The 25,383-nt window shown below is 69.9% G+C and carries 20 protein-coding genes, 2 tRNA genes and 2 pseudogenes; 12 read left to right on the plus strand and 12 right to left on the minus strand.

Annotated elements, in window-relative coordinates; translation table 11 throughout:
- Nucleotides 1–97: 97 nt before the first annotated feature.
- A pseudogene (gene mmsA, locus I004_RS0107705) lies at nucleotides 98–1,636 on the plus strand (multiple monosaccharide ABC transporter ATP-binding protein); the annotation flags it as partial.
- Between the two features lie 10 nt (nucleotides 1,637–1,646).
- Nucleotides 1,647–2,903, plus strand: coding sequence for a multiple monosaccharide ABC transporter permease (gene mmsB / locus I004_RS0107710; RefSeq protein WP_028434998.1), 1,257 nt, complete (start codon nucleotides 1,647–1,649; stop codon nucleotides 2,901–2,903).
- Nucleotides 2,904–3,058: 155 nt separating this feature from the next.
- Here the strand turns inward: mmsB and I004_RS0107715 are convergent, their stop codons facing one another.
- Nucleotides 3,059–3,487, minus strand: coding sequence for an organic hydroperoxide resistance protein (locus tag I004_RS0107715; RefSeq protein WP_028434999.1), 429 nt, complete (start codon nucleotides 3,485–3,487; stop codon nucleotides 3,059–3,061).
- Between the two features lie 161 nt (nucleotides 3,488–3,648).
- Nucleotides 3,649–4,677: an MDR family NADP-dependent oxidoreductase gene (locus I004_RS0107720; RefSeq protein ID WP_028435000.1), complete on the minus strand. Its 1,029-nt coding sequence runs from the start codon at nucleotides 4,675–4,677 to the stop codon at nucleotides 3,649–3,651.
- 91 nt (nucleotides 4,678–4,768) lie between these two features.
- On the opposite strand from I004_RS0107720, the gene I004_RS0107725 reads away from it, so the two are divergent.
- Nucleotides 4,769–5,236, plus strand: a complete 468-nt coding sequence (locus I004_RS0107725) for a MarR family transcriptional regulator (RefSeq protein WP_037975369.1) — start codon at nucleotides 4,769–4,771, stop codon at nucleotides 5,234–5,236.
- A gap of 34 nt (nucleotides 5,237–5,270) precedes the next feature.
- Here I004_RS0107725 and I004_RS0107730 read toward each other — a convergent pair whose 3' ends face one another.
- The 3 genes from I004_RS0107730 to ku all read right to left on the minus strand — a co-directional run bounded on the left by I004_RS0107730 (nucleotide 5,271) and on the right by ku (nucleotide 8,274).
- Nucleotides 5,271–6,152: an SMP-30/gluconolactonase/LRE family protein gene (locus I004_RS0107730; protein WP_028435002.1), complete on the minus strand. Its 882-nt coding sequence runs from the start codon at nucleotides 6,150–6,152 to the stop codon at nucleotides 5,271–5,273.
- Between the two features lie 75 nt (nucleotides 6,153–6,227).
- On the minus strand, nucleotides 6,228–6,992 hold the full coding sequence (locus I004_RS0107735) for an IclR family transcriptional regulator (RefSeq protein WP_028435003.1): 765 nt from the start codon (nucleotides 6,990–6,992) through the stop codon (nucleotides 6,228–6,230).
- A 163-nt stretch (nucleotides 6,993–7,155) separates the two neighbouring features.
- Nucleotides 7,156–8,274: a non-homologous end joining protein Ku gene (ku, locus tag I004_RS0107740; RefSeq protein WP_028435004.1), complete on the minus strand. Its 1,119-nt coding sequence runs from the start codon at nucleotides 8,272–8,274 to the stop codon at nucleotides 7,156–7,158.
- 30 nt (nucleotides 8,275–8,304) lie between these two features.
- Here ku and ligD point away from each other — a divergent pair, with 30 nt between their 5' ends.
- Nucleotides 8,305–9,195: a non-homologous end-joining DNA ligase gene (ligD, locus tag I004_RS0107745; RefSeq protein ID WP_028435005.1), complete on the plus strand. Its 891-nt coding sequence runs from the start codon at nucleotides 8,305–8,307 to the stop codon at nucleotides 9,193–9,195.
- Between the two features lie 120 nt (nucleotides 9,196–9,315).
- Here ligD and I004_RS0107750 read toward each other — a convergent pair whose 3' ends face one another.
- A complete protein-coding gene (locus I004_RS0107750) occupies nucleotides 9,316–9,615 on the minus strand; it encodes a hypothetical protein (protein WP_028435006.1) in 300 nt (99 codons plus the stop codon).
- 158 nt (nucleotides 9,616–9,773) lie between these two features.
- On the opposite strand from I004_RS0107750, the gene I004_RS0107755 reads away from it, so the two are divergent.
- A tRNA-Asn gene (locus I004_RS0107755) sits at nucleotides 9,774–9,846 on the plus strand.
- Nucleotides 9,847–10,034: 188 nt separating this feature from the next.
- A tRNA-Ile gene (locus I004_RS0107760) sits at nucleotides 10,035–10,108 on the plus strand.
- 546 nt (nucleotides 10,109–10,654) lie between these two features.
- On the opposite strand, the pseudogene I004_RS32840 reads toward I004_RS0107760, so the two are convergent.
- Together I004_RS32840 and I004_RS0107770 are read right to left on the minus strand one after the other, a co-directional pair.
- Nucleotides 10,655–11,170 (minus strand): annotated as a pseudogene (locus I004_RS32840) (VC0807 family protein); the annotation flags it as partial.
- Nucleotides 11,171–11,337: 167 nt separating this feature from the next.
- Nucleotides 11,338–11,955, minus strand: coding sequence for a TetR family transcriptional regulator C-terminal domain-containing protein (locus I004_RS0107770; RefSeq protein WP_028435007.1), 618 nt, complete (start codon nucleotides 11,953–11,955; stop codon nucleotides 11,338–11,340).
- Between the two features lie 158 nt (nucleotides 11,956–12,113).
- Between I004_RS0107770 and I004_RS0107775 the strand changes: the two genes are divergently transcribed.
- The 3 genes from I004_RS0107775 (at nucleotide 12,114) to I004_RS0107785 (ending at nucleotide 13,926) form a co-directional block, all read left to right on the plus strand.
- The gene (locus I004_RS0107775; RefSeq protein WP_028435008.1) at nucleotides 12,114–12,338 is read left to right on the plus strand and encodes a hypothetical protein; all 225 of its coding nucleotides are present in this window, start codon (nucleotides 12,114–12,116) and stop codon (nucleotides 12,336–12,338) included.
- A 6-nt stretch (nucleotides 12,339–12,344) separates the two neighbouring features.
- Nucleotides 12,345–12,995: a Clp protease N-terminal domain-containing protein gene (locus I004_RS0107780; RefSeq protein ID WP_028435009.1), complete on the plus strand. Its 651-nt coding sequence runs from the start codon at nucleotides 12,345–12,347 to the stop codon at nucleotides 12,993–12,995.
- A gap of 400 nt (nucleotides 12,996–13,395) precedes the next feature.
- Nucleotides 13,396–13,926: a hypothetical protein gene (locus I004_RS0107785; protein ID WP_199779349.1), complete on the plus strand. Its 531-nt coding sequence runs from the start codon at nucleotides 13,396–13,398 to the stop codon at nucleotides 13,924–13,926.
- 103 nt (nucleotides 13,927–14,029) lie between these two features.
- On the opposite strand, the gene I004_RS0107790 is transcribed toward I004_RS0107785, so the two are convergent.
- The gene (locus tag I004_RS0107790; RefSeq protein ID WP_051344828.1) at nucleotides 14,030–15,205 is read right to left on the minus strand and encodes a MalY/PatB family protein; all 1,176 of its coding nucleotides are present in this window, start codon (nucleotides 15,203–15,205) and stop codon (nucleotides 14,030–14,032) included.
- 104 nt (nucleotides 15,206–15,309) lie between these two features.
- Between I004_RS0107790 and I004_RS0107795 the strand changes: the two genes are divergently transcribed.
- The 3 genes from I004_RS0107795 to I004_RS0107805 all read left to right on the plus strand — a co-directional run bounded on the left by I004_RS0107795 (nucleotide 15,310) and on the right by I004_RS0107805 (nucleotide 20,545).
- The gene (locus I004_RS0107795) at nucleotides 15,310–16,716 is read left to right on the plus strand and encodes an FGGY family carbohydrate kinase (RefSeq protein WP_028435012.1); all 1,407 of its coding nucleotides are present in this window, start codon (nucleotides 15,310–15,312) and stop codon (nucleotides 16,714–16,716) included.
- A gap of 173 nt (nucleotides 16,717–16,889) precedes the next feature.
- Entirely contained in the window at nucleotides 16,890–18,623 is a 1,734-nt protein-coding gene (locus I004_RS0107800) for an ABC transporter ATP-binding protein (protein WP_028435013.1), read from the plus strand.
- On the plus strand, nucleotides 18,620–20,545 hold the full coding sequence (locus tag I004_RS0107805) for an ABC transporter ATP-binding protein (protein WP_028435014.1): 1,926 nt from the start codon (nucleotides 18,620–18,622) through the stop codon (nucleotides 20,543–20,545). The genes I004_RS0107800 and I004_RS0107805 overlap by 4 nt, the downstream gene beginning before the upstream one ends.
- 30 nt (nucleotides 20,546–20,575) lie before the next feature.
- Here I004_RS0107805 and I004_RS0107810 read toward each other — a convergent pair whose 3' ends face one another.
- The 3 genes from I004_RS0107810 to I004_RS0107820 form a co-directional block, all read right to left on the minus strand.
- On the minus strand, nucleotides 20,576–21,811 hold the full coding sequence (locus I004_RS0107810) for an RNA polymerase sigma factor (RefSeq protein ID WP_486579872.1): 1,236 nt from the start codon (nucleotides 21,809–21,811) through the stop codon (nucleotides 20,576–20,578).
- A 206-nt stretch (nucleotides 21,812–22,017) separates the two neighbouring features.
- A complete protein-coding gene (gene dnaG / locus I004_RS0107815; protein WP_028435016.1) occupies nucleotides 22,018–23,943 on the minus strand; it encodes a DNA primase in 1,926 nt (641 codons plus the stop codon).
- Nucleotides 23,944–24,072: 129 nt separating this feature from the next.
- A complete protein-coding gene (locus I004_RS0107820; RefSeq protein WP_028435017.1) occupies nucleotides 24,073–25,350 on the minus strand; it encodes an FAD-dependent oxidoreductase in 1,278 nt (425 codons plus the stop codon).
- Between the last annotated feature and the right edge of the window lie 33 nt (nucleotides 25,351–25,383).

The raw sequence follows: 25,383 nt of genomic DNA on the forward strand, positions 1-25,383 counted from the left end.
GGCAGAGCAGTCGGCGCCGGCGGGGACCGGCGGCACCGTCCTGGAGATGCGCGGAATCACCAAGACCTTCCCCGGGGTCAAGGCGCTGTCCGACGTCAATCTGACGGTGCGGGCCGGTGAGATCCACGCCGTCTGCGGCGAGAACGGCGCGGGCAAGTCGACGCTGGTGAAGGTGCTCAGCGGCGTTCATCCGCACGGGAGTTACGAGGGCGAGATCCTCTTCGGCGGCGAGCCCTGCGCGTTCAAGGACATCCGGGCGAGCGAGCAGCGCGGCATCGTCATCATCCACCAGGAACTCGCCCTGGTGCCCTTCCTCTCCCTCGCCGAGAACATCTTCCTCGGCAACGAGCACGCCACTCGGGGCATCATCAGCTGGGGCGAGACGCTGCGGCGTGCCGACGCACTGCTGAAGCGGGTCGGCCTGCCGGACAAGCCGCAGACCCGCATCGCCGACATCGGCGTCGGCAAGCAGCAGCTCGTGGAGATCGCCAAGGCGCTCTCCAAGGAGGTGAAGCTGCTCATCCTCGACGAGCCGACCGCCGCCCTCAACGACGAGGACAGCCGCAAACTCCTCGAGCTCATCGGGGAGCTGCGCGGGCAGGGCATCGCCTGCATCGTCATCTCCCACAAGCTGAACGAGATCCGCCAGATCGCCGACTCCGTCACCATCCTGCGCGACGGCCGCACCATCGAGACGCTCACGGTGCGCGAACACCCGGGCGACGAGCCGGAGATCTCCGAGGATCGCATCATCCGCGGCATGGTCGGCCGCGACCTGGACCAGCGCTTCCCGCCGCGCACCCCGTACACGGGCGAGGACGCGGGACGGGTCGCGATGGCCGTGTCCGGCTGGACGGTGCGGCATCCGATCGACCAGCAGCGCAAGGTCGTCGACGACGTCTCGCTGGAGGTGCGGCGCGGCGAGATCCTCGGCATCGCCGGGCTGATGGGCGCGGGGCGCACGGAGCTGGCGATGAACGTCTTCGGGCGCTCGTACGGCGTGTACGAGGGCGGCACCGTGTCCGTGGAGGGCCGTGAAGTCCTCACGCGCACCGTGCCGGAGGCGATCTCGCACGGCATCGCGTACGTGACGGAGGACCGCAAGACCTACGGGCTCAACCTCATCGACGACATCAACCGCAACATCTCGCTCGCCTCGCTGGGCGGACTCACGCGGCGGGGCGTCGTCGACGAGCACGAGGAGCGGCGGGTCTCCGAGCGCTACCGCCGGTCGATGAACATCAAGGCACCCACGGTCCATGAGCAGGTGCAGCGGCTCAGCGGCGGCAACCAGCAGAAGGTCGTCCTGAGCAAGTGGATCCACGCCGAACCGGACGTGCTCATCCTCGACGAGCCGACGCGCGGGATCGACGTCGGCGCCAAGTACGAGATCTACACGGTCATCGACAAGCTCGCCGCCGACGGCAAGGCGGTGGTCTTCATCTCCTCCGAACTGCCCGAACTGCTGGGCATGTGCGACCGGATCTACACGATGTCGGCGGGGCGGCTCACCGGCGAGGTCAGGCGTGAGGAAGCGACGCAGGAACTCCTGATGCGGCACATGACCGAATCCCTCGACACCAGCACACCCACGAGCACCACCACCCCTGCCGACGGCACGAGTGAGAAGAGCTGAGGGCCGACCCATGACGACACCGACAGATACGCAAGCCCACCCGGACGGAAGTCCGCAGCCACCCTCCGGTTCTGGTTCCGGCTCCGGCGGGGCGTCCGCGGGGATGCTGCTCATGGACGCCGTACGCAACAACATGCGCCAGTACGGCATGCTCTTCGCACTCGCGCTCATCGTCGTGCTGTTCCAGATATGGACCGACGGCTCGCTGCTGCTGCCGAACAACGTCTCCAACATCGTCCAGCAGAACAGCTACATCCTCATCCTGGCCATGGGCATGATGATCGTCATCATCGCCGGCCATATCGACCTGTCCGTCGGCTCGCTCGCCGCCTTCGTCGGGGCGGCCGCCGCGGTGATGATGGTCAAACACGACATGCCATGGGTGCTCGCCCTGGTCCTGTCGCTGCTGATCGGTGCCGCTGCCGGCGCCTGGCAGGGCTTCTGGATCGCATACATCGGCATCCCGTCGTTCATCGTGACCCTGGCGGGCATGCTGCTCTTCCGCGGTGGCACGCAGATCCTGCTGGAAGGCCAGTCGATCGCCCCCTTCCCGAAGGGCTTCCAGGACATCGCCCAGGGCTTCATCCCCGAGATGGGCCCGTACATCCAGTACCACAACCCCACGCTGGTCATCGGTCTCGTCGTCATCGCCTTCGTGCTCGTGCAGGAATGGCGCGACAGGAGGCGGCAGTTGGCGTACGAGCTGGAGGTGCTGCCGTTCAATCTGTGGGTGCTGAAGTGCACGGCGATCGTGGCGGCCGTCGTGGCCTTCACGCTGACCCTGGCCAGCTACCACGGTGTGCCGGTGGTCCTACTGATCATGTGCGTGCTGCTGATCGGGCTGGGCTTCGTGATGCGCAACGCCGTCATCGGCCGTCACGTCTACGCGCTGGGCGGCAACAAGGCGGCGGCCAAGCTCTCCGGAGTGAAGGACAAGCGCGTCACGTTCCTCGTCTTCGTGAACATGGGCGTGCTGGCGGCTCTGGCGGGATGTGTGTACGCGGCACGGCTCAACGCGGGCACGCCGCAGGCAGGCATCAACTTCGAACTGGAGGCCATCGCGGCGGCGTTCATCGGCGGCGCCTCGATGAGCGGCGGCGTGGGCACCGTGCTCGGCGCGGTGATCGGCGGTCTGGTGCTCGGCGTCCTCAACAACGGCATGTCGCTCGTCGGCATCGGCACCGACTACCAGCAGGTGATCAAGGGACTGGTACTGCTGGCGGCCGTCGGATTCGACGTGTGGAACAAGCGCAGGGTCGGCTCCTAGACGCCCGGCCCCGCCGGGCGACAAGGCTGCCGGTCGACGAACAAGCGCGAGGGCCGCACGGCTGTGCCGTGCGGCCCTCGGACGCGGTGCGGGTGGCGCCGGAACGCGCGTGCACCGCCCCGCAGTTGCTGTGCAGTGCAGTGCAGTGCAGTGCGTCAGGCGACGCCGAGGATGACCTCGATGTTGCCGCGGGTGGCGTGGGAGTAGGGGCACACCTGGTGGGCCTTCTCCAGCAACTCCTTGGCGGTGGCCTCGTCGACGTTCGGTATGTGCGCCTCGAGCGCGACCTTGAGCCCGAAACCGCCCTCGGGCAGGCTTCCGAAGCCGACCTTGGCCGTCACCGTCGACCCGGATATGTCTGCCTTCGCCTTGCGGGCCACGACGCCGAGGGCGCCCTGGAAGCATGCGCTGTAGCCGGCGGCGAACAGCTGCTCCGGGTTGGTGCCCTCACCGCTGCCGCCCAGCTCCTTGGGCGGGTTGACCACGACGTCGAGCTTGCCGTCGTCGCTGGCGACGCGACCGTCGCGGCCGTTCTCTGCCGTGGCCACGGCGGTGTACTTGACGTCGATGGGCTGGATGGACATGGATCCTCCTGTTTCGGTGGCGTGGCCGGAGGTCTCGCGCCCGGGACCGTCCGGCCGTTCCCGAGCCTAACCACCGCCACGGCGGGGCGTCGGCGCAGGTGTGTGCGTCCGGAGCGCCGGATGGGCCGGCAGCTCCGCATGTACTCAGGTCGGTCGGTGGATCAGTCGGCGAGAGTGACGATCATCTTGCCGGTGTTCTCGCCCTTGAGCAGACCGAGGAAGGCGTCCACGGCGTTCTCCACGCCCTCGACGACGGTCTCGCGGTACTTCAGCTCGCCGGAGCGGATCCAGCCCGAGACCTCCTCGAAGAACTGCGGCATCAGGTCCTGGTGGTCCATCACCAGCAGCCCCTGCAGACGCAGCCGCTTGCCGATGACCATGGCGAGGTTCCGCGGCGCGGCAGGGGGCTCGGTGGCGTTGTACTGCGCGATCATGCCGCAGATCGCCGCGCGGCCGTGCACGTTGAGCGAGCTGATGGCGGCTTCCAGGTGCTCACCGCCGACGTTGTCGAAGTAGACATCGATCCCGGAGGGAGCCGCCTCCTTCAACTGGGCCGCCACCGGGCCGGACTTGTAGTTGAACGCCGCGTCGAACCCGTACTCCTCCGTGAGCACGCGCACCTTCTCGTCCGACCCGGCGCTGCCGATCACCTTCGACGCGCCCTTGAGCTTCGCGATCTGCCCGACCTGGCTGCCGACCGCCCCGGCGGCGCCCGAGACGAAGACGGCGTCGCCCTTCTTCATCGACGCCACCTCCAGCAGTCCCGCGTACGCCGTGAGACCGGGCATGCCCAGCACACCCAAGTAGGTGGTCAGCGGGGCGAGTTCGGCCGAGACCTTGGTGGCGTACTTGGCCCGCAGCGTGGCGAACTCCCGCCAGCCCAGGTCGTGCAGCACATGGTCGCCGGGGGCGAATCCCTCTGCCTTCGAGGCGATGACGATGCCGACCGCCCCGCCGGTCATCGGCTCGTCGAGCTTGAAGGGCGGGACGTAGGACTTCACGTCGTTCATCCGGCCGCGCATGTACGGGTCGACGGAGAGATGCAGGTTCCGGACCAGGACCTCTCCCTCGGCGGGCGCCGCGACGGGACCCTCACGCAGCGCGAAGTCACCGGGCACGGGCCAGCCCTGCGGCCGGGAGACGAGGTGCCATTCGCGGCCTGTCGCGGGGAGGGATTCGGGCGAGCTCATGTGGGGGCCTCTCGACGAATATGTTTCAGTGACTGAAACAACCTAACACCTTGATATTTCATGTTGTCAAGTAAAGCGCTAGACTGCCGCCATGACCCCCCACACATCCGCCGGTACGCGCAGATTCGACACCGACCCCGTGACACGCGAGGTCGTCGAACTGATCGGCACCGTCGTAGCGCGTTACCACGAGGAGTACGAGCTGGCCGCTGCCGGCCACTCGCTGACCGGCGCCCAGGCCCGCGTCCTCGCCCTGCTCGCCCGCGAACCGACGGCGATGCGCAAGGTGGCGCGTCAGCTCAAGTGCGAACCGTCGAACGTGACCGGGATCGTGGACCGTCTCGAGTCACGCGGTCTCGCCGTGCGCCGCCCGGACCCGGCGGACCGCCGCGTGAAGCTCGCCGCGGCCACCGAGGAAGGCATCGACATGGCCGACAGGCTCCGCGCCGCCCTCGACTTCGCCAATGAGCCGCTGGCCGGGCTGACCCCGGACGAACGCACCGTGCTGCGCGACCTGTTGCAGCGCATGCTCGGCGACAGGAAGCCCGGGGAGGAGTGACGCGGCGGAGGGATCCCGTTCCTCACCCTGCGGGTCAGCCCTCGAAGGCCGGCTGCGGCAGCCCCTGCCCGGCCCCCGGCAGCACCAGCAGCGAGCCCGCGAGGGGGTTCGCCGCTGGATTCGCTCCGGCACTCGCGGTCGTCACATACAGATCCCGCAGGTCCGGTCCGCCGAAGGCGCAGGCCGTGGGGCGCAGGACGGGCACCTCGACCGTGAGGTCCAGCCTGCCGTCCGGCGTATAGCGGCGGACGGCACCGCCGTCCCAGAGCGCCACCCAGACGCAGCCGTCGGCGTCGACAGTCAGCCCGTCGGGATAGCCGGCGCCCTCCTCGATCTCCGCGAACGCACGCCTCCCCGAGACGTCCGACCCGGCAGCGCCAGGTTCCGCGGGCACGTCGAAGACGTCGATGCGGCGCGTGGGGGTGTCGTTGTAGTACATCAGCGAGCCGTCGGGGCTCCAGCCGATGCCGTTGCTCACCGTGACCTCCGGCAGCACCGTCACGGCTGCCCCGTCCCCGGTCACGCGCTTGAGGTCGCCGCCGCCCGTCTGTTCGCCGTACGTCATGGTGCCCGCCCACAGCGCACCGTCCGGGGCGACGGCCGCGTCGTTGCCGCGCCGCCCGGGCACCACCTCGCGGTGCAGCCACGAGAACGCACCGTCCGGGCCGTAAAGGCCTATGCCGTCACGGAGGTTGACGACGAGACCGCCGCCCGCCCTCGGCTTCGCGGCCCCCACATGCTGTTCGGTGGACATGACGGTGCTGGCACCGTCGGACGGATCGAAGGTATGCACACGGGAGTTGAGGATGTCCACCCACACCAGGCGCCGCCGTGCGCCGTCCCAGGTCGGCCCCTCACCGAGCCAGGCCTGCGTCCGTACCGCCACCGCCACCGCTGCCGTCGGCCTCTCAGGCACGCCGCTCACTCCCTCTTCCGTACGGCCTTCCGTACGCCCGTGTCGTCTGTACGGGATGTCTTCTCCGTACGCCCGTCACCGATGCCCGAGACGGCCCGACAGTTCCGCCGCACCCTTGGCCGCGAGGCCCTCCAGCTCGCCCCGCCGCTCCTCGCTCCAGCGGACCGTCGGCACCGAGATGCTCAGCGCGGCGACGACCTTCCCGCCCGAGTCCCGTACGGGCGCCGCCACACAGCTCACGTCGGGGTTGGACTCCTGCTGCTCCACGGCCACGCCCCGCTCGCGGATCTCCGCCAGCGCCTTCCGCAGCTCCTGCGGAGACGTGATGGAGGCGGGCGTCATGGAGACGAGCGGGCCTCCGCCGGCCAGGGTCGCCTCCAGCTCCTCGTCGGGCAGCGAAGCGAGCAGCATCTTCCCCACGGACGTGCAATGGGCGGGCAGCCGGCGGCCCGCGGCCGAGACCATGCGCACCGCGTGCGTGCTGTCGACCTTGGCGATGTAGATGACGTCGCTGCCCTCGAGGATGGCCACGTGCACGGTCTCGTCGCACGTGTCGGCGACGCTGCGCGCCACCCGCTGCCCCTCGGCGGCCAGGTCCAGCTGTTCCGCGTAGCGGCTGCCGAGCTGATAGCCGCGCACGCCGAGGCGGTAGCGTCCGGGCTGGTCCGGTGGCTGTTCCAGGTAGCTGCGCGCGGTGAGCGTGGTCACCAGCTCGTGCACCGTCGTACGCGGCAGCTGCAGCCTGCGCGTGATCTCGGGGGCGGAGAGTGTCCCCTCGCAGTCGAGGAAGAGCTCCAGTACGTCCAGGGCCCTGGTCACGGCCGGCACAAGACGTCCCATGTCCCCCGCCCTCCCCTTGCTCGCTTCGCGCTTACCGTCGGTTCGAAATACCGACAGTCGGTCGGCATCGCGAACAGACTAGTCACGCCACGACAGCGCCGACAATGCCGAGGGCTCGCCCGGCCCTGCACAGCCCTCGCCGCTCGGGCGGCACCGGCAGCTCCTAGGCGGACTTCCGCGCGCGGGCGGTCTTCTTCGCGGCCGTCTTCGCCGTGCTCTTCGCGGTGGTCTTCGCAGTGGTCTTCGCGGCGGGCTTCTTCGTGCCGGAGGTCTTCTTCGCCGCGGCGGTCTTCTTCGCGGCCGGCCTCGCCGTCGTCTTCGACGCCGCCTTCTTCGCCGTGGCCGGCGACTTCTTGGCGGCGGTCTTCTTCGCTCCCGAGGTCTTCTTCGCCGTGCTCTTCGCGGGGGCCTTCTTCGTACCGGCCGACTTCTTGGTCCCCCGCTGCTTCGACAGCTCGTGCACCGTGGCGTCGGGGGCCGCCGCCTCGCGACCCTCTCCCCGGGACTGCCGGGCGGCCTGCACACTGCTCTCCAGTACGGCCATCAGGTCCACGACCTGTCCCTTGCCCGGGGCCGCCGCCTCCTTACCCGCCGCTGCGGTGTCGACGCCCTCCATCTTCGCCGTGACGAGCTGTTCCACGGCTTCCCTGTACTCGTCGTGCAGCTCCGACCAGTCCAGCTCCCCCAGCGTCTCCATCAGGGTGTCCGCGAGATCCAGCTCCGCGTCACGGATGGTGACGTCCTCCTCGGGCGCGACGCCGCTGACGGAACGGATCTCCTCCGGCCAGAGCATGGTGTGCAGCGCGATCACGTTCTCGTACACGCGCAGCAGCCCGAGGCTCTCCCGCCCGCGCATCGCCAGCTTGCCGACCGCCACCTTGCCCGAGCGCTTCAGCGCCTCCCGCAGCAGCGCGTACGGCTTGGTCGCGGAGCGGCCGTCACCTGCGAGGTAGTACGAGCGGTCGAGCTGGATCGGATCCACGTCCTCCGAGGGGACGAAGCCCAGGATCTCCACGGTCTTGGCCGTCGGCAGCGGCAGCGCCGCCAGATCGGCGTCCGTCAGCTGCACGGTCGTGCCGTCGCCGGTCTCGAATCCCTTGCCTATCTCCTCCCGAGGCACCTCGCGCTCCTCCAGTTCGCACACCTTGCGGTAGCGGATGCGTCCGCCGTCGGCCGTGTGCACCTGGTGAAAGGAGACGCTGTGGCTCTCGGTGGCCGAAACCACCTTGATCGGTATGGAGACCAGCCCGAAGGAAATGGACCCTTTCCAGATGGATCGCATGGTTCGTCCCTTCTATGGGACTCTCAGGGTATGCCGTACACGGAGGTCGAGGGCCGCCGTCTCGCTCTCAGCAATCTCGACAAGGTGCTCTATCCGGCCACCGGATTCACCAAAGGTGAGGCACTGCACTATTACGTGACCGTCGCGGAGGCGCTTCTCCCGCATCTGCGGGGCCGCCCCGTCTCCTTCCTGCGGTATCCCGACGGTGTGGACTCCGCAGCCTTCTTCGCCAAGAACGTGCCGCCCGGCGCCCCCGACTGGGTGACCGTCCACGAGATCACCGCGGTCAGCAGCACCCCGCTGCACCAGGTACTCATCCACGATCTCGCCACCCTCGTGTGGGCGGCGAACCTCGCAGGGCTGGAGCTGCACACCCCTCAGTGGCGCGTCGAACACGAGGCACGGGCGGACCGGCTCGTCTTCGACCTCGACCCCGGCCCGGGAGCCGGCGTCCTCGAGTGCCGCACCGTCGCACTGTGGCTGCGGGAGCGGCTCGCGTCGGACGACATCACTGTGCTCCCGAAGACCTCCGGCGGCAAGGGGCTGCATCTGCTGGCACCCGTCGAGGTCACCCCGTCCTCGGCGGTCTCCGCGTACGCGAAGAAGATCGCCCTGGAGGCCGAGGCAGCCATGCCCGATCTGGCGCTCAGCAAGATGGCCAGGGCGCTGCGCCCCCGCAAGGTCTTCGTGGACCACTCGCAGAACGCCGCCGCCAAGACCACCGCCGCCCCCTACACTCTCCGCGCCAAGCAGCAGCCCAGCGTCTCCACCCCGCTGACCTGGGAGGAGCTGAACGCGGCGAGGAGCGCGGAGGAGCTCGTCTTCCTCGCCGAACAACTGCCCCTGCGGCTGGAGAACAACGGGGACCTGATGGCGCCTCTGCTCGATCCCGGTCTGGTCAGACCGCTTCCGGGCTCCTGAGCGACGTCCCCTCAGCTCCGGCGCGCCGGAGGAAGATCCGGATCCGCCGCGCCGTCCGCACACGACGGTGGGCGGGCGGAACACTGTTCCGCCCGCCCACCGCGGCGCTCTCCGTACGGGCTACTTGCTGCCGGAGCCCCAGTCGTCGTCCATGGGTGTCCTGTGGTCGCGGAGCGAGCGGACCCGCTCGTTGACCGATTCCGGCAGCCGGTGCCCGACCTTCTCCGTCACGATCCCGGCCGCTTTCGACGCGGCTTCACGGCCGGTCTGCGCCGCGCTCTCGGTGGCGTTGCGCACGGCAGGATTCTCGGACAGGCGCTGTGCCGTCAGCCGCAGCCGCTCGTAGCGCTCGCGGCCGGCACGCGTACCGAACACGTACCCGACGGCCAGTCCAGCAACGAACGTGAGCCGGTAGCGCATGGCTCCACCCTTCTCTCGGATCTCTCGGTTCCATCGGTTACCCGCGGACGCGAGGCCGAACCGATACCGATTTCGGAGTACCCCCTGGCATGCGCTAATGTATGCCCGCGGCCAAGGAACGCGGCCCATGACCAAGTGGGCGCGTCCGAGCAGCGCAGTCCCGTGTAGCTCAATCGGCAGAGCAGCCGGCTGTTAACCGGCAGGTTACTGGTTCGAGTCCAGTCGCGGGAGCAACCGAAAGAGCCCTCCCCGGGGCTCTTTTTCTTTGCCGGGCAAGTCCGTTGGGGCGGGCGGGAACCGATCACCGCGTGCCCGTAGTCCTCCCTCCCGTACGGCACCACCCGGCAGGGGCGGGAGATCGTATGAGCAGCTATGCTGCGGCAGACGCGGCGCGCACACATGTGCGTGACCCGGCGAACGGGGCGGTAGCTCAGCCGGTTAGAGCAGCGGACTCATAATCCGTCGGCCGTGGGTTCGAGTCCCACCCGCCCCACTCAACATGCCCGACGAGGCGCCCGGAAGCGGGCGCCTCGCGCCGTTCCTCCAGCCCTCTGAGGCCACGTCATCCGACGGGACGTCGGCCCGACGGCCCGTCGGCACGCCGACCCCGGGGCCCCCGGCCGACCAGGCGGGACGGCCTGGACGATCCGGCCTCGGTCCTCGACGAGTGGTCATCGAGGCGCTGCGGGACGGCCGGGCTTCCGCCCTGGAGCGCCCCACGGCAGAGCCTCCGCGTCGGCGGATGAGGCCAACAGGGCTTTCCCGGCGGACGGTTGCTCACGGAGCGCTCGCCCGGCCCCTCGCTCCCGACGAGGCGCGACAGGTGCTCTCCGGCTGCCCACCGGATTTGCCCGGCCGGTCCGGCCGTTTGCTCCTGCACCGCGCTCCCGGTGCCGGACGGTGCAGGAACCGATGAGCGGGGGCGTGCGATTCGTGCGACGACTCCCCCAACTGCCCAATGGTGCCTCGGGGTTCACCGGTGTAATCTCCGGCGCCGGATGCGGGGCGCCTGACGCCAGGCGTGCCGGAGCCGGGACGCTCAACCCACGGTCACGGCCCGCTCCGCCGTGAGAGCGCGCGAACATCGTCGGCGGGCCAGACGGACATAGCAGACGTTCCACGTCGTGAGGCCGGCCAAGGTGGCGATCATGAGGACTTCGCTGAGGCCGACCATCACGCTGACCGGGAGCAGGTGGACCAGCGGCACCCGGACCAGCGCCTCCAGCAGCAGTCCAGCACCCCAGACGGCGGAGGAGAGGCGGTGCCCTCGGCGCACTCGCGGGTCGGTGCGGTACTGCTCGCGGAACTCGGCGCCACGCGCGGGGTTGAAGCTCTCCGCGGCCGCCAGCGTGAGCGGGCGGCCCCACAGGACCGTGGCCAGGAAGACCAGGCCGATCGCGCCGGTGGTGAACGAGTTCTTGAGCAGGAGGAACTCCGTGTCACCGCTGACGAGGGTGAGGACGGTTCCGACACCGAAGGCGACGAGTACGACCGTGGCGAACAGGTTCAGGGAGCGGTCGCGCACCACGCTCCATGCCACGCGCAGCCCGGCGAGGGCGGTGGCGGCCTCGCGTGACGCGTGTCCGCCTCACCCGGCGCGCGCCACGGTCTGGTCGCCGGGCGCGTGGGCGGGACGCAGCCAGAGGTGCCGTTGCTCCGTCATCGCGACCCCCTTTTCGGGTCGCCTGTATGGAAACAACGTAGCAAGGCAGTTGACTTGGATCAACGCCGTTCCTCTTCGCCGGGACCGCCGAGCAGCCGCGCCACGTACTGCTCCATCAGCGACACCACCTCGACTGCGGTGTGCGTACCGAGGTGGAAATGGGTGCGCAGCCCGTCGGCCAGGGCGATGAGCAGCGCCGCCTCGGCGCGGGCGTCGCGATCGGGAGAGATGTCGCCGGCCTGGACGGCCAGCGCGATCTGCCCCTCCAGCAGCCCGCGGAGGGCAGCCGTCCGCTGCTTCACGTGATCGCGAAGGGCGTCGTTGCGCGCGGCCTCCAGCAGGAAGTCGATGTTCAACAGGCTTCCCACGCGGGCGTCTTCGTCGATCGGCAGCATCTCCATGACGATGGCGCGGAGCCTGGCAGCGTGCTCCGTACCGCCGACGGTGATGAGCCGTTCGGTGACGCGCTCCACGTTCTTGCGGCTCATGAACTCCATGGCGAACTTCATGAGGTCCTGCCTGTTGGCGAAGTAGTGCTGCAGCTGCCCCAGCGACATCTCCGCCTCGGTGGCCACCTCGCGCAGGCTCACCCGCTCCAGACCACGCACGCGCGCGACCCTCCACAGCGCCTGGGCGATCGCCGTCCTGCGCGCGTCGTGATCCACCTGCTTCGGCACACCTGCTCCTCGTCCGGCGATTGTTTCAATACATCCGACTGCATTCACTCCATGCTAGAGCCGCCCGGACCGCACACCGTCCCGCGGATCCGCATCCGCGGAATCAGGTTGTCAATATTGGTTGACAGAAGGCAGGCTTGTCATCCAAGGTTGACACCATGGCCGCATCGGACGCACGTGAAGCAGTGGACACAGCCGAGGCCGCCCTGAACAGCGATCCCCGCGTAGGACTGCGGGCGGTCGCGGCGCTGAGGCGGCTGACGGAGCGCCTGGAGGCGCTCCAGGTCGACAGCGCCCGCACCCAGGGCTGGTCCTGGGACGACATCGGGGCCGCGCTCGGCGTGAGCCGGCAGGCCGTACACAAGAAGCACGCGAGGAGGTAGGCGGCGATGTTCGAACGTTTCAGCCGGTCGGCACGGGAGGTCGTCGTGGGAGCTCAGGAGGAGGCGCGAAGCCTCGGCCACGACTGGATCGGCACGGAGCACCTTCTCCTCGCCGCCCTGCGCCTTCCCGAACAGCCGGGAGCCGCGACGCTCGTCCGGCTCGGCGTCAGCGCGGAGAGCTGCCGCACCGCGGTCTCCAGCGTCGTCGGAGGGGCCGAGGGTGACGCGCTGGGGCCACAGGACGCGGAAGCACTCAAGGCGTTCGGGATCGACCTGGACGAGATCCGCCGGCGTGCCGAAAACGCCTTCGGGGACGGCGCGTTGGACACCCCGGCGCGCGACCCGGAGGCGGGCACGCCTCGAAGGCGCCGCTTCCTCAAGCGTGTTCGCCCCGAGAGCGCGGGGAGCCTGGGCGTACCGGCGTCCGCACCCGGGCCCTCGGGGCACATCCGCTTCACCGGCCGGGCGAAGAAGGCGCTCGAACTGTCGTTGCGGGAAGCGATCGCGCGCAAGGACCGCCGCATCGGCGTGGAGCACGTCGTGCTGGCACTGCTGCGCGGGGACGACAAGATCTCGCAAGGGATGTTCCAGCAGCTCGGGGTGGCACCGAAGGAGCTGCGCGACCGCGTCCTCGCGGATCTGCGGTCGGCGGCGTGACACGCGCCGGGCAGGGCCGCTCCCGGGTGCACACGGGAGCTCCGGCCTTCCCGGGCGGCACCGCCCGGGAAACGCACCGCCCGGGCAGCTCACCGTCCGGCCGGCGGAGCGGTCCCGACCCTCCCGGACCTCACTTCCGGCAGCCGGCGACCTCGTACCGTCCGCAACTCCCCCGCCTGTCAGCGGACTTGAGCCGCATTCCCTCCTCAAGCGGCCCGACAGCACGGCGGGGGCGGGCCGTTGAGGTGTCACGACGCCGGCGGCGACGGGACCGGTCGAAAAACCCGTACAACCCCTCGGCCACTCCGGGTGTCTTTCTGGATGTCGGATTCTTCGGGCAATAGCCCACAAGGATCCTCTGTCCTGATGAGTCATGCTTTGCAGCACAAGAGGGGGAGTAATGCGCTTTCGTTACGCCAAGACCGCGATCGCCGCGCTGACCTGCGCGATGCTTGCGGTCCCCGCGGGAGCCGCCTACGCAGGCAGCGGGCCCGCACCCAAGCCGTCCGAGCGGAGCGTGGCCAAGTCCACCGCACCCTCCGCCAAGGGCAACCCGAACAGCAAGGCGGCCGAGGCCGCCGACGTCTGTGACGACGCGTACCAGATCGGCACCACCGGGTACGTCAAGCGCGGCGGCGTCACCATCGCCTCGGTCAAGCAGTTCTACTCACCGGACTGCGCGGAGAACTACAGCTACGTGTGGGTCTGGGACAGCTTCCGCGAGACCGCCGGCGACTACGACGTCACCGCGGCGGTCTACAGCTACTCCCAGGACGAGGTGCTCGGCGGCAGGTCCTGGCTGAACACCACGGGCCAGGAGTTCTGGTCCTACGGCACGGGCACGGTGTCCGAGTGCACCGCAGCCGTGGGTTCCGTCCGCAAGGCGGGCGACCCGCTGCCCAACAACGGCGCTTCGTCGAAGCGTTGCTGAGCCTGCTCGGCTGACGGGGGTTTTGCGAAGCTCCCCGTACGGATCGCCGTACGGGGAGCTTTCGTCTGCCGTGTCCGCCGACGGGACCGTACGCGACGGATCGTCAGACCGCCGAAGTCATCCGCCGTACCGCTTCCTCCAGGGTCTCCGGCGACGTCGCCATGTTGAGCCGCGCGTATCCGGCGCCGCCGGTGCCGAACGCCGGCCCGGGGATGAGCGCCACACGGCCCCGTTCCAGGAACGCGGCCGCCGGGTCGTCGCCGAGGCCCAGCGCACGGCAGTCCAGCCACGCGAGGAACGTCCCCTCGTGGGAGCGGTAGCCCACCTCCGGCATGTGCTCCTTCAGCAGCCCGGCGAGCAGTCTGCGGTTCTCGTCCAGTCCGGCGAGCAGAGCCTCCAGCCAGGCGTCGCCGTGCCGCAGCGCCGCCACGTGCCCGATGACGCCCAGATGGCTGGGGCCGTGGCTGACCTCTTCCGGCATCCGGGTCAGTTCGTCGGCGGACTCCTCGCCGGCGACGGCCATCGCCGCCTTCAGTCCCGCCAGGTTCCACGCCTTGGACGCCGAGAGGAGCGAGAAGGCCCGCTCCGTCCCGGGCACCGACAGATAGGGGACGTGGCGGGCGCCGGGCAGCACGAGCGGTGCGTGGATCTCGTCGGCGACGACGCGCACGCCGCAGGCGTTCGCCAGCTCCGTCGCCGCCGCCAGCTCCTCGGCGGTGTGGACGGTACCGGTCGGGTTGTGGGGGCTGCACAGCAAATACGCAGCAGCGCCCGCGCCGTCCCCGCCCGTACGGAACGCCGCGGCGAGGGTGTCCAGGTCCAGGCGACCCTCCGCGGTCAGCGGCGCCTCCACCACGCGGCGGTCCATGTGCGAGACGAACTGGTAGAAGGGCGGATAGACGGGCGAGTTGACGACGACGGCGTCGCCGGGTGAGGTGATCAGCTTGAGCACCTCGACGACCCCGGCCATCACATCGGGGACGATCGCCGCCCGCTCCTGCGGCACTCTCCAGCCCCAGTGCCGCTCGGCGAAGCCGTCCAGCGCCTCCCTGTAGGGCTCCCCCATCGCATAGCCGGTGTCTCCCGCGTCGACCGCCGCGTGCAGCGCTTCGGCGACAGGAGGCGCCAGCGGCACGTCCATCTCCGCGATCCACATCGGCAGCACGTCGGCAGGGTGCACACGCCACTTCGCGCTCGTACGGCGGCTGAGCTCGTCCGGGGAGCACTGCCGCAGCGGGTTGCTCACATAGGTCTCCACCCCCAACACGCTAGGGCGCATCCGCTCCCGTGAGCAGACCGCGCCCGGCCAGGGGCCGGTTCCGGGGCGGCCGCGGGGCCGAGGGCGGCGGCCGGGCGCGGGGGCACGTAGGGCATCATTCCGGCATGGGGATAGTCGCCGGTCTGGAGAGTTCCGCCGAGTTCACTCGCATCATCGTCTGCGACGTGGATTCCGGAGCCGTGGTGAAGCACGGCTACGCCGAGCATCCCGCGGATCGCGACGATCCCCAGTCTTGGCTGCTGTCCCTGGGCCGGGCCGCCGGCTCGGGGCAGTTCTCCGATGTCGAGGCCATAGGAGTGGCCGGTCAGCAGCAGGGGCTGATAGCGCTCGACTCGGGTGGCAATCCGGTGAGGGCGGCCCTGCTCGGCAACGACAGACGGATGCAGCCGGCGGCCGCGGACCTCGTCGATGCTCTGGGTGGCCGCCACGCATGGGCGGAGGCCGTCGGCTCCGTGCCGGAGGCCGGTCACCCCGTCTCCAAACTGCGCTGGCTCGCACGCAGCGAACCGCAGAACGCGGCCAGGGTCGCCGAGGTGCTCCAGCCCCACGACTGGCTCGTGTGGCAGCTGATGGACCGGCCGTCGCGGCGCACGACCGACCGCGGGGAGGCGTCGGGCACCGGGTACTGGTCCGCGGCACTGGAGAACTACCGGCCCGACCTCGTCGAACTCGCCCTCGGCCACCGGATCGCGCTGCCCGAGGTCATCGGGCCCGCCGAGCCCGCCGGGCGCACACCGGAGGGCCTGCTGATCTCCGCGGGCACGGGCGACACGATGGCCGCGGCGCTCGGGCTTGGCCTGGGCATGGGAGACGCCGTGCTCTCCCTCGGCGCATCGGGCTCGGTGTGCGCCGTGCACCATGAGGCGCTGGCCGATCCGAGCGGCATCATCACGTCGTACGCCGACGGCACGGGCCTGCACATGCCAGCGGTGCGCACCCTCAACGCGACGCGTGTGCTGCGCGGCGCGGCCGAGCTGCTCGGCACGGACATCAAGGGGGTCTCGGACCTGGCACAGGGGTCGAGCCCCGGTGCGTACGGGCTCGTTCTGCTGCCGTATCTCGCGGGCGAGCACACCCCGCATCTCCCGCACACCGCCGGATCGCTGCACGGTCTGCGTCTGGAGAGCATGAAGCCGGAGCATCTGGCGCGGGCTGCCGTCGAGGGGATGCTGTGCGGACTCGCCGACGCGCTGGACGTGCTGCGCAACAGAGGCGTTCAGGTACGAAGACTCTTCCTGCTGGGACCGGCCGCGGGCCTGCCGGCCGTGTACATGGCCGCACCCGCCCTCTTCGGCACGCAGGTCGTGGTGCCCAGGCCGGCCGACTACACCGCGATCGGCGCCGCACGGCAGGCGGCCTGGGCCCTCAGGGGCGGTGCGCAACCGCCGCAGTGGCCCGCCGCGGAGTGCGAGGTGTTCGACCCCGGCGAGGATCTGGCAGCCGGGCAGGCGGTCCGGCAGCAGTACATGGCCGTGCGCGAGGAGACACACCCCGGCGCCTTCGACGCCTGACCGGCGCGGAGAGCGGATTCAGCCGGCAGCGATCACCACGGTCTTTGCCCGGAGTTGGGGGCGCGCGCCGGGCGGCGCTTCGAAAATAGGAGTACACGCCACTCCGGCCACGAGTAGTGTCGATCGCCCGCTTTCGCTCTGCATCGAAGTTCTTTTCCGTACGGGGGACCCTTGTGCTGATACGCCTGCTCCGTGAGCATCTGCGCCCGTACAGTCGCCCGGCGTCCGTGCTGGTGGTGCTGCAGCTGCTGCAGACGTCCGCCACGCTCTATCTCCCCACGCTCAACGCCGACATCATCGACAACGGTGTCGTGATCGGTGACACCGGCAACATCCTCAGCTACGGCTCTGTCATGCTCGGCGTCTCCTTCGTGCAGGTCGTCTGCAACATCGGTGCCGTGCTCCTCGCGGCGCGGACCGCCGCCGCGGCCGGCAGGGACATCAGGGCGAGAGTGTTCGACCGGGTACAGACGTTCTCCTCGCGCGAGCTGGGGCACTTCGGCGCCCCGTCCCTGATCACCCGCACCACCAACGACGTCCAGCAGGTGCAGATGCTGGTGCTGCTGACCTTCACGCTGATGGTCTCGGCGCCGATCATGTGCGTCGGCGGCATCGTCATGGCACTGGACCAGGACGTGCCGCTCTCCTCGGTGCTGGTGGGCGTCGTACCGGTGCTGGCCGTGCTGGTGGGCCTGATCGTGCGGCGCATGCGTCCGCTCTTCCGCACCATGCAGAAGCGGCTCGACGGTGTGAACAGGGTGCTGCGTGAGCAGATCGGCGGCATCCGCGTCATCCGGGCCTTCGTCAAGGACGAGTACGAGCAGCGGCGCTTCCACGAGCACAACAGCGGGCTGACCGATGTGCAGTTGCGCGCCGGACGGCTGATGGCGCTGATGTTCCCGACCGTCATGACCGTCGTGAACGTCTCCAGCGTCGCCGTCGTCTGGTTCGGCGCGCACCGTGTCGACAGCGGCGGGATGCAGATCGGCGCGCTCACGGCGTTCCTGTCGTACCTGATGCAGATCGTCATGTCCGTGATGATGGCCACCTTCATGTTCATGATGGTTCCGCGCGCGGAGGTGTGCGCGGACCGCATCACGGAGGTACTCGACACCTCTTCGAGCGTGGTGCCGCCCGACGCACCCGTGCGGAAGCTGCGCCGCCACGGCGTGCTGGAGCTGCGGGGCGCGGGGTTCCGCTATCCCGGGGCTGAGGCGCCGGTCCTGCAGGGCGTCGATCTGATGGCCCGTCCGGGCGAGACGACGGCGGTGATCGGTTCCACCGGCAGCGGCAAGTCAACGCTTCTGGGCCTGCTGCCGCGGCTGTTCGACGTCACGGAGGGCTCGGTGCTCGTCGGCGGCGAGGACGTGCGGACGCTCGATCCGCGACTGCTGGCACGCAAGGTGGGCCTGGTGCCGCAACATCCGTATCTGTTCTCGGGGACGGTCGCATCGAACCTGCGCTACGGGCGCCCCGACGCGACCGACGAGGAGCTGTGGAACGCGCTGGAGATCGCGCAGGCACGCGAGTTCGTCGCCGCCATGGACGGCGGGCTCGATGCGTCGATCGGGCAGGGCGGCAACAACGTCTCGGGCGGTCAGCGTCAACGCCTCGCGATCGCACGGGTGTTGGTGCACAGCCCGGAGGTCTACCTCTTCGACGACTCCTTCTCCGCTCTCGACTACGCGACCGATGCGGCGCTGCGTGCCGCCCTCACCCACCGCACGGCGGACGCGACGGTCCTCATCGTCGCCCAGCGGGTCTCCACGATCCGCGACGCGGACCGCATCGTCGTGCTGGACGAGGGCCGCGTCGCCGGCACCGGCAGGCACCACGAACTGATGGAGGGCAACGAGACGTACCGGGAGATCGTCCTCTCCCAGCTCACCGAGCAGGAGGCAGCGTGAGTGGCCCCGGCGCACGGATGCTCGGCGGCGGTGCACCGCCCCGGCGCTCCACGGACTTCCGCGGATCGGCGAAACGCCTTCTGGGACAGTTCCGGCCCGAACGGGCCACGCTCACCGGCATGGTGGCCTTCGGGCTGGTCGGCGTGGGCTTCAGCGTGCTCGGCCCGAAGATCCTCGGCGACGCCACCGACCTGATCTTCGCGGGCTTCATCGGGAAGCAGCTGCCCGAGGGCGCAAGCCGTGAGCAGGTCCTCGACGGCATGCGCAGCGAAGGCGACTCCGGCGTCGCCGACATGCTCTCGGGCACCGACTTCACGCCGGGCCAGGGCATCGACTTCGCTGCACTCGGCAACGTGCTGCTGGTGGTTCTTGCCATCTATGCCGCGGCGGGCCTGATGATGTTCGTCAGCGGGCGCCTGTCCGTACGGGCGATCAACCACACGGTCTTCCGGCTGCGGGAGCAGGTCGAGGCGAAGCTCTCGCGGCTGCCGCTGTCGTACTTCGACAAGCAGACGCGCGGTGAGGTCCTCAGCCGCGTGACCAACGACATCGACAACATCGGCCAGACCCTTCAGCAGACCCTGGGACAGATCGTCAACTCCGTGCTCACCGTGGCGGGTGTGCTGGTGATGATGTTCTGGATCTCGCCGTTGCTGGCGCTCGTCGCGCTGGTGACGGTGCCGTTGTCGCTGCTGGTGGCGACGCGGCTGGGCAAGCGGGCGCAGCCGCAGTTCGTGCGGCAGTGGTCGGAGACGGGCAAGCTGAACACCCACGTCGAGGAGATGTACACCGGTCACACGCTGGTGAAGGTCTTCGGGCGGCAGGAGGAGTCGGCCGCGGCCTTCCGCGAGCACAACGAGGCGCTGTACAGCGCCGGTTACAAGGCGCAGTTCGTCAGCGGCATCATGCAGCCGGCGATGATGTTCGTCGCGAACCTCAACTACGTGCTGGTGGCCGTCGCGGGCGGTCTGCGGGTCGCCTCGGGTGCGCTGTCGATCGGCGACGTGCAGGCGTTCGTGCAGTATTCGCGGCAGTTCACGCAGCCGCTCAACCAGATCGCCTCGATGGCGAACATGGTGCAGTCCGGGGTCGCTTCCGCGGAACGCGTCTTCGAGATCCTCGACGCGGACGAGCAGACGCCCGAGCCGGAACACCCGGCCCGTCCCGAGAAGGTGCGCGGCCGTGTCGAACTGGACCGGGTCTCCTTCCGCTACGACGCGGACCGGCCGCTCATCGAGGATCTGTCGCTGACCGTCGAGCCGGGCAGCACCGTCGCCATCGTCGGACCGACGGGCGCGGGAAAGACCACGCTGGTGAATCTGCTGCTGCGCTTCTACGAGACGCGCGGCGGCCGGATCCTGCTGGACGGCACGGACACGGCCGGGATGATCCGTGAGGACCTGCGCTCCAGCATCGGGATGGTGCTCCAGGACACCTGGCTCTTCGGCGGCACCATCGCGGAGAACATCAGCTACGGCGCGCAGAGTGCCGACCGCGCACAGGTCGAGGAGGCCGCACGCGCGGCACACGCCGACCGCTTCATCCGCACCCTGCCCGACGGCTACGACACGGTCCTCGACGAGGACGGCACGGGCGTCAGCGCCGGTGAGAAGCAACTGATCACCATCGCCCGCGCCTTCCTCTCCGACCCGGTCATCCTCGTACTGGACGAGGCGACAAGTTCCGTCGACACCCGCACGGAAGTGCTCATCCAGCGGGCCATGGCGCGGCTGGCGCACGGCCGTACGAGCTTCGTCATCGCCCACCGGCTCTCCACCATCCGGGACGCCGACGTGATCCTGGTGATGGAGGACGGGTCGATCGTGGAACAGGGCTCACACAGCGAACTGCTGGCGGCGGACGGTGCCTACGCCCGCCTGTACCGGTCGCAGTTCGCCGCCGCCGTCGCGGAGGTCGACTGAAGCCGGCTGAAGGCCCAGCCTCGTCGAGCGTCAGTCCAGGTAGCCGCGCAGCTGGTCCGCGAAGGCGTGGTCGCGGAGCTTGGCGAGGGTCTTGGACTCGATCTGCCGGATGCGTTCCCTGGTGACGCCGAAGAGGGTGCCGATCTCCTCCAGGGTGCGCGGCCGCCCGTCGTCCAGCCCGTAGCGCAGCTGCACGACCTTGCGTTCGCGCTCGCCGAGCGTCGAGAGCACCGCCTCGAGATGCTCGCGCAGCAGCAGGAAGGCGGCGGACTCCACGGGTGACGGGGCGTCGCCGTCCTCGATGAGATCACCGAGGTTGACGTCTTCCTCCTCGCCGACCGGCGCGTGCAGCGACACCGGTTCCTGAGCGAGGCGCAGCACCTCGGTGACGCGTTCGCCGGTGAGGTCCAGCTGCACGGCGACCTCGTCCGGCGTCGGCTCCTCGCCCCGCTCCTGGAGCAGCCGGCGCTGGACGCGTATGACGCGGTTGATCAGCTCGACGACGTGCACGGGCACGCGGATCGTGCGGGCCTGGTCGGCCAGCGCGCGGGACATCGCCTGCCGGATCCACCATGTCGCGTACGTCGAGAACTTGTAGCCGCGGGCGTAGTCGAACTTCTCGACCGCCCTGATCAGCCCCAGGTTCCCCTCCTGCACCAGGTCGAGCATGGTCAGCCCGCGGCCGACGTACCGCTTCGCCACGGAGACGACGAGGCGGAGGTTCGCCTCGATGAGGCGCCGCTTGGCGATCCTGCCCATCACGACGAGCTGGTCGAGTTCGTGCGCGAGACGTCCGTCGGGATGGGTGGCCGGTTCGGCGAGCTTCTGCTCGGCGAAGAGACCCGCCTCGACGCGGCGGGCGAGTTCGACCTCGTCGGCGGCGGACAGCAGCGGGATGCGGCCGATCTCGCGCAGATACTGCCGGAAGAGATCGGCGGAGGTACCGCTGCCGGCGGCCTCCCTCTTCTCCTGCCTGGCGGGAATCTCGGTCTCCGGCTCCATCGACGGCGAAACCGGCGGGGCGGGAGCGACTGGTGCGTCGGCGGGCGGGGCGGCCGGAGGCCGTGCGGAGGGAGGCCGGACGGGCGTCGCCGCAGGAGCGGGCGCGGCGGCCAGGGATGGAACCGTCGGGGCGGCCGGAGGAGCCGCGCTGGTCAGGGTCCGGGTCTGCACGGGGGCGACCTCCAGTGTGCTCGCTGCCGGTTCGGGGGGCGGCGTACCTGCTGTTCGGAGCCGCGGGGGCGTTCCGGCAAGTGCGGCCGGCACACTCCGCTCCGAGGACTCAAGCACCGCCCACCAGTGTGGGGTACGACACACTCCGGCCACGAGGGTCGTGCGCCCAGTTTTTGAGATGGGCGTCACTTGTCGCATACGTACCACTACGGCCGTCCGGCCTTCGCAGGAGGGAAATCAGGCGTCACCGCAGGCCGGACCAATGCACCGGAGGCTGCCGCCGCGGGAGGCGGACCGCGTCAGAGCGCCGCCGCGCCGCGTTCCTGGAGGGAGCGGCCGTACTGCGTGAGCGTCCAGATCTCCTGGCGCACGGCCGCCGAACGCTCGTCGTCGCGCTGGGCCTCCAGGCGCCGGGCGCTGCTTTCGAGGTCGGCGATGCGGGCGTTGACAGCCGCGAGGCGCACGGCGACGAGCTGCATCCCCGCGTACATCTCGTCCGGTTCGCGGCCGCGGGCGCTGCGCAGCGGCTCGACGACCAGTTCGTGCACCAGGGCGCGCACGGTGTCGTCGGGAGCGGCGGCACGCACCCTGGCGACGAATTCGTCGTCGGCGCCGGTCACACCGCCGGCGGCCTCGACCGCCTCACGCACGGCGGCGTAGGGCGGTGCGGTGAACTCGTCGGTCTCATAGGCGTCGAAGGCCGGTGCGACCAACTCGGGGCGCTGCAGGGCGAGTTTGAGCAGTTCACGCTCGACGCGACGGGCGGGACTGCGCAGGTTGAGGGCGGGGCCGCCCCCGCGTGCGGCTGCGGACGGCGCCGCGGTTCCCGACCCGGGGCCCGTGGGCGTGGAGCCGGACGCGTGCGCGCCCGCTCGCGGCGCGGACGGGCTCGCCGCGCGGCGCCGCGCCAGCTGGCCCAGGCGACGCACCACGAACTGCGTATCGAGGATGCCGAGGAGCCCCGCGAGGCGCACGGCGTACTCGTGCTGGATCGAGGGGTCCTTGATCTGCGCGACGACGGGCGCCGCCTGCTCCAGCGCTGCCGAACGGCCCTCCGCCGTATCGAGGTTGTGCTGCCCGACGATCGAGCGGATCGCGAACTCGAAGAGCGGGGAACGGGCTTCGACGACCTTCGCCACGGCCTCGTCGCCCTCGGCGATCCGCAGCTCGCAGGGGTCCATGCCCTGCGGTGTGATCGCGATGGAGGTACGGGCGGCGAACTTCTGGTCGTCCTCGAACGCGCGCAGCGCCGCCTTCTGCCCGGCTGCGTCGCCGTCGAAGGTGAAGATGACCTCCGAGCCGGAGTTGTCCATCAGGAGCCTGCGGAGGATCTTGATGTGGCCCTCGCCGAAGGACGTGCCGCTCGTGGCGATCGCCGTGGTGACGCCGGCCAGGTGGCAGGCCATGACGTCGGTGTAGCCCTCGACGACGACGGCGCGGTTGCCCTTGGCGATGTCCTTCTTGGCGAGGTCGATGCCGTAGAGGACCTGGGACTTGTGGTAGATCGCCGTCTCGGGCGTGTTGAGGTATTTCGGGCCGTTGTCGTCGTCGCGCAGCTTGCGGGCGCCGAAGCCGACGACGTCTCCGGTGATGTCCCGGATGGGCCACATCAGCCGGCCGCGGAACCGGTCGATGGGACGCCCGTTGCGCGCCTCCTGCGCGAGCCCGGAGGCGGTGAGCTCCTTGTCGGAGAAGCCCTTGCCGCGCAGGAACCGCACGAGATGGTCCCAGCCCGCCGGGGCGTATCCGATGCCGAAGTGCTCGGCGGCCGACTGGTCGAAGCCGCGCTCGGTCAGGAAGCGGCGGCCCGTCTCGGCCTCGGCGCCCTGGAGTTGCTCGGAGAAGAACTGGGCGGCCGCCTTGTGCGCGTCGACGAGGCGGGTGCGTTCGCCCTGCTGACTGGCACGGCCGTAGCCGCCCTCCTCGTACCGCAGCGTGATGCCGGCTTGGCCTGCGAGGCGCTCGACGGCCTCGGAGAAGGAGAGGTGGTCGACCCGCATCACGAAGTCGAGGGTGTCGCCGCCCTCCTGGCAGCCGAAGCAGTGGAAGAGACCCTTGGCCGGACTGACGTGGAACGAGGGCGACTTCTCGTCATGGAAGGGGCACAGGCCCTTCAGATTGCCGCCGCCGGCGTTGCGCAGCTGGAGATACTCGGAGACCACGGTGTCGATCGGGACCGCGCCCCGCACCGCTTTCACGTCCTCGTCGTTGATCCTGCCCGCCACACCGGAATTGTACGGCCGCCCGCCGACACCCCCGTCTGCCCGGGCGCGGTGCCGTGGACCGTGCCCAGCCGCTCGCCAACCGCTCGCCGCCTGCGGCGTCCTGGGCTCAGCGCCGACGCGTCGGCGCTCTCATCCCTTCTCCTGGCGGTCGCCGCGGCCGAGGTCACTCAACGGGACGCCCGGGTCGGCGAGCGCGTCCGGCTCGACGGGCGTACCGGAGCGGATCAGGTCCTGGACCGCACCGGTCACGTCCCACACGTTCACGTTGAGGCCCGCCAGTACGCGGTTGTCGCTCAGCCAGAACGCGATGAACTCGCGCTTGGCGACGTCTCCTCGGCACACCACCTGGTCGTAGGTGCCGGGCGGAGCGAAGCCGGAGTACTCCATGCCCACGTCGTACTGGTCGGAGAAGAAGTAGGGCACCCGGTCGTAGACGACCTCCCGCCCCAGCATCGAACGTGCCGCGGCCGGGCCGCTGTTGAGGGCGTTCGCCCAGTGCTCGACGCGCAGAGACGTCCCCCACGGGGTCTCCCGCAGGGACGCGACGTCGCCTGCCGCATAGATGTCGGGATCCGAGGTGCGCAGCGCCGAGTCCACGGCCACGCCGCCGCCCCCCTCGGCCAGCTCCAGCCCCGCGGTTTCGGCGAGCGAGGTGCGGGGTGCGGCGCCGATGGCGGCCAGCACGTCGTGCGCGGGGTGCTCGTCGCCGTCGTCGGTCCGTACGGCCTGCACCATTCCGTCCGTTCCGACGATCTCCGAGAGCCTCGCCCCGAAGTGGAAGCGCACGCCGTGCTCCTGGTGAAGGTCGGCGAAGAGCATGCCCATCTCGGGGCCGAGCACGGAGTGCAGCGGGGTCGGTTCGGGCTCGACGACGGTGACTTCCGCCCCGTACCCGCGTGCGGCCGCCGCGACCTCCAGCCCGATCCAGCCGGCTCCCGCGATGACGAGATGGCCGTTCTCCTGGCCGAGTGCCGTCAGCCGGCCGCGGAGACGGTCGGCGTGCGCGAGGCGCCGCAGGTGGTGCACGGAGGCGAGCGAGGTACCGGGGATGGCCAGGCGGCGCGGTTCGGCGCCGGTGGCGAGAAGCAGCTTGTCGTAGTGGAGGCGGGTGCCGTCGCCGAGTTCCAGGCTCTTGGCGTCGCGGTCCAGGCGCACGACGGTCTGGCCCAGGTGCAGTTCGATGTCGGCACCCGCGTACCAGGCCGGCTCGTGCACGAACACGCTCTCGCGCTCGTCGGAGCCCGTCAGATACCCCTTGGACAAGGGCGGACGTTCGTAGGGGTGGTCGCGCTCGTCACCGATCAGGATGACCCGTCCGGTGAAGCCTTCGGCTCGCAGGGCCTCGGCGGCTTTCGACCCGGCAAGCCCTCCACCGACGATGACGAACGTCCGGTGTGCGTCGACCACTTGGTTCCTCCTCGCTGACCTGACCCCCCGACG

It is taken from the genome of Streptomyces sp. TAA486 (genome assembly GCF_000426165.1).

Excerpts from the sequence above, each read along its gene's own strand:
- mmsB (WP_028434998.1), top strand. The coding sequence starts at position 1,647 with ATGACGACACCGACAGATACGCAAGCCCACCCGGACGGAAGTCCGCAG.
- I004_RS0107715 (WP_028434999.1), bottom strand. The coding sequence starts at position 3,487 with ATGTCCATCCAGCCCATCGACGTCAAGTACACCGCCGTGGCCACGGCA.
- I004_RS0107720 (WP_028435000.1), bottom strand. The coding sequence starts at position 4,677 with ATGAGCTCGCCCGAATCCCTCCCCGCGACAGGCCGCGAATGGCACCTC.
- I004_RS0107725 (WP_037975369.1), top strand. The coding sequence starts at position 4,769 with ATGACCCCCCACACATCCGCCGGTACGCGCAGATTCGACACCGACCCC.
- I004_RS0107735 (WP_028435003.1), bottom strand. The coding sequence starts at position 6,992 with ATGGGACGTCTTGTGCCGGCCGTGACCAGGGCCCTGGACGTACTGGAG.
- ku (WP_028435004.1), bottom strand. The coding sequence starts at position 8,274 with ATGCGATCCATCTGGAAAGGGTCCATTTCCTTCGGGCTGGTCTCCATA.
- ligD (WP_028435005.1), top strand. The coding sequence starts at position 8,305 with ATGCCGTACACGGAGGTCGAGGGCCGCCGTCTCGCTCTCAGCAATCTC.
- I004_RS0107750 (WP_028435006.1), bottom strand. The coding sequence starts at position 9,615 with ATGCGCTACCGGCTCACGTTCGTTGCTGGACTGGCCGTCGGGTACGTG.
- I004_RS0107775 (WP_028435008.1), top strand. The coding sequence starts at position 12,114 with ATGGCCGCATCGGACGCACGTGAAGCAGTGGACACAGCCGAGGCCGCC.
- I004_RS0107780 (WP_028435009.1), top strand. The coding sequence starts at position 12,345 with ATGTTCGAACGTTTCAGCCGGTCGGCACGGGAGGTCGTCGTGGGAGCT.
- I004_RS0107785 (WP_199779349.1), top strand. The coding sequence starts at position 13,396 with ATGCGCTTTCGTTACGCCAAGACCGCGATCGCCGCGCTGACCTGCGCG.
- I004_RS0107790 (WP_051344828.1), bottom strand. The coding sequence starts at position 15,205 with ATGCGCCCTAGCGTGTTGGGGGTGGAGACCTATGTGAGCAACCCGCTG.
- I004_RS0107795 (WP_028435012.1), top strand. The coding sequence starts at position 15,310 with ATGGGGATAGTCGCCGGTCTGGAGAGTTCCGCCGAGTTCACTCGCATC.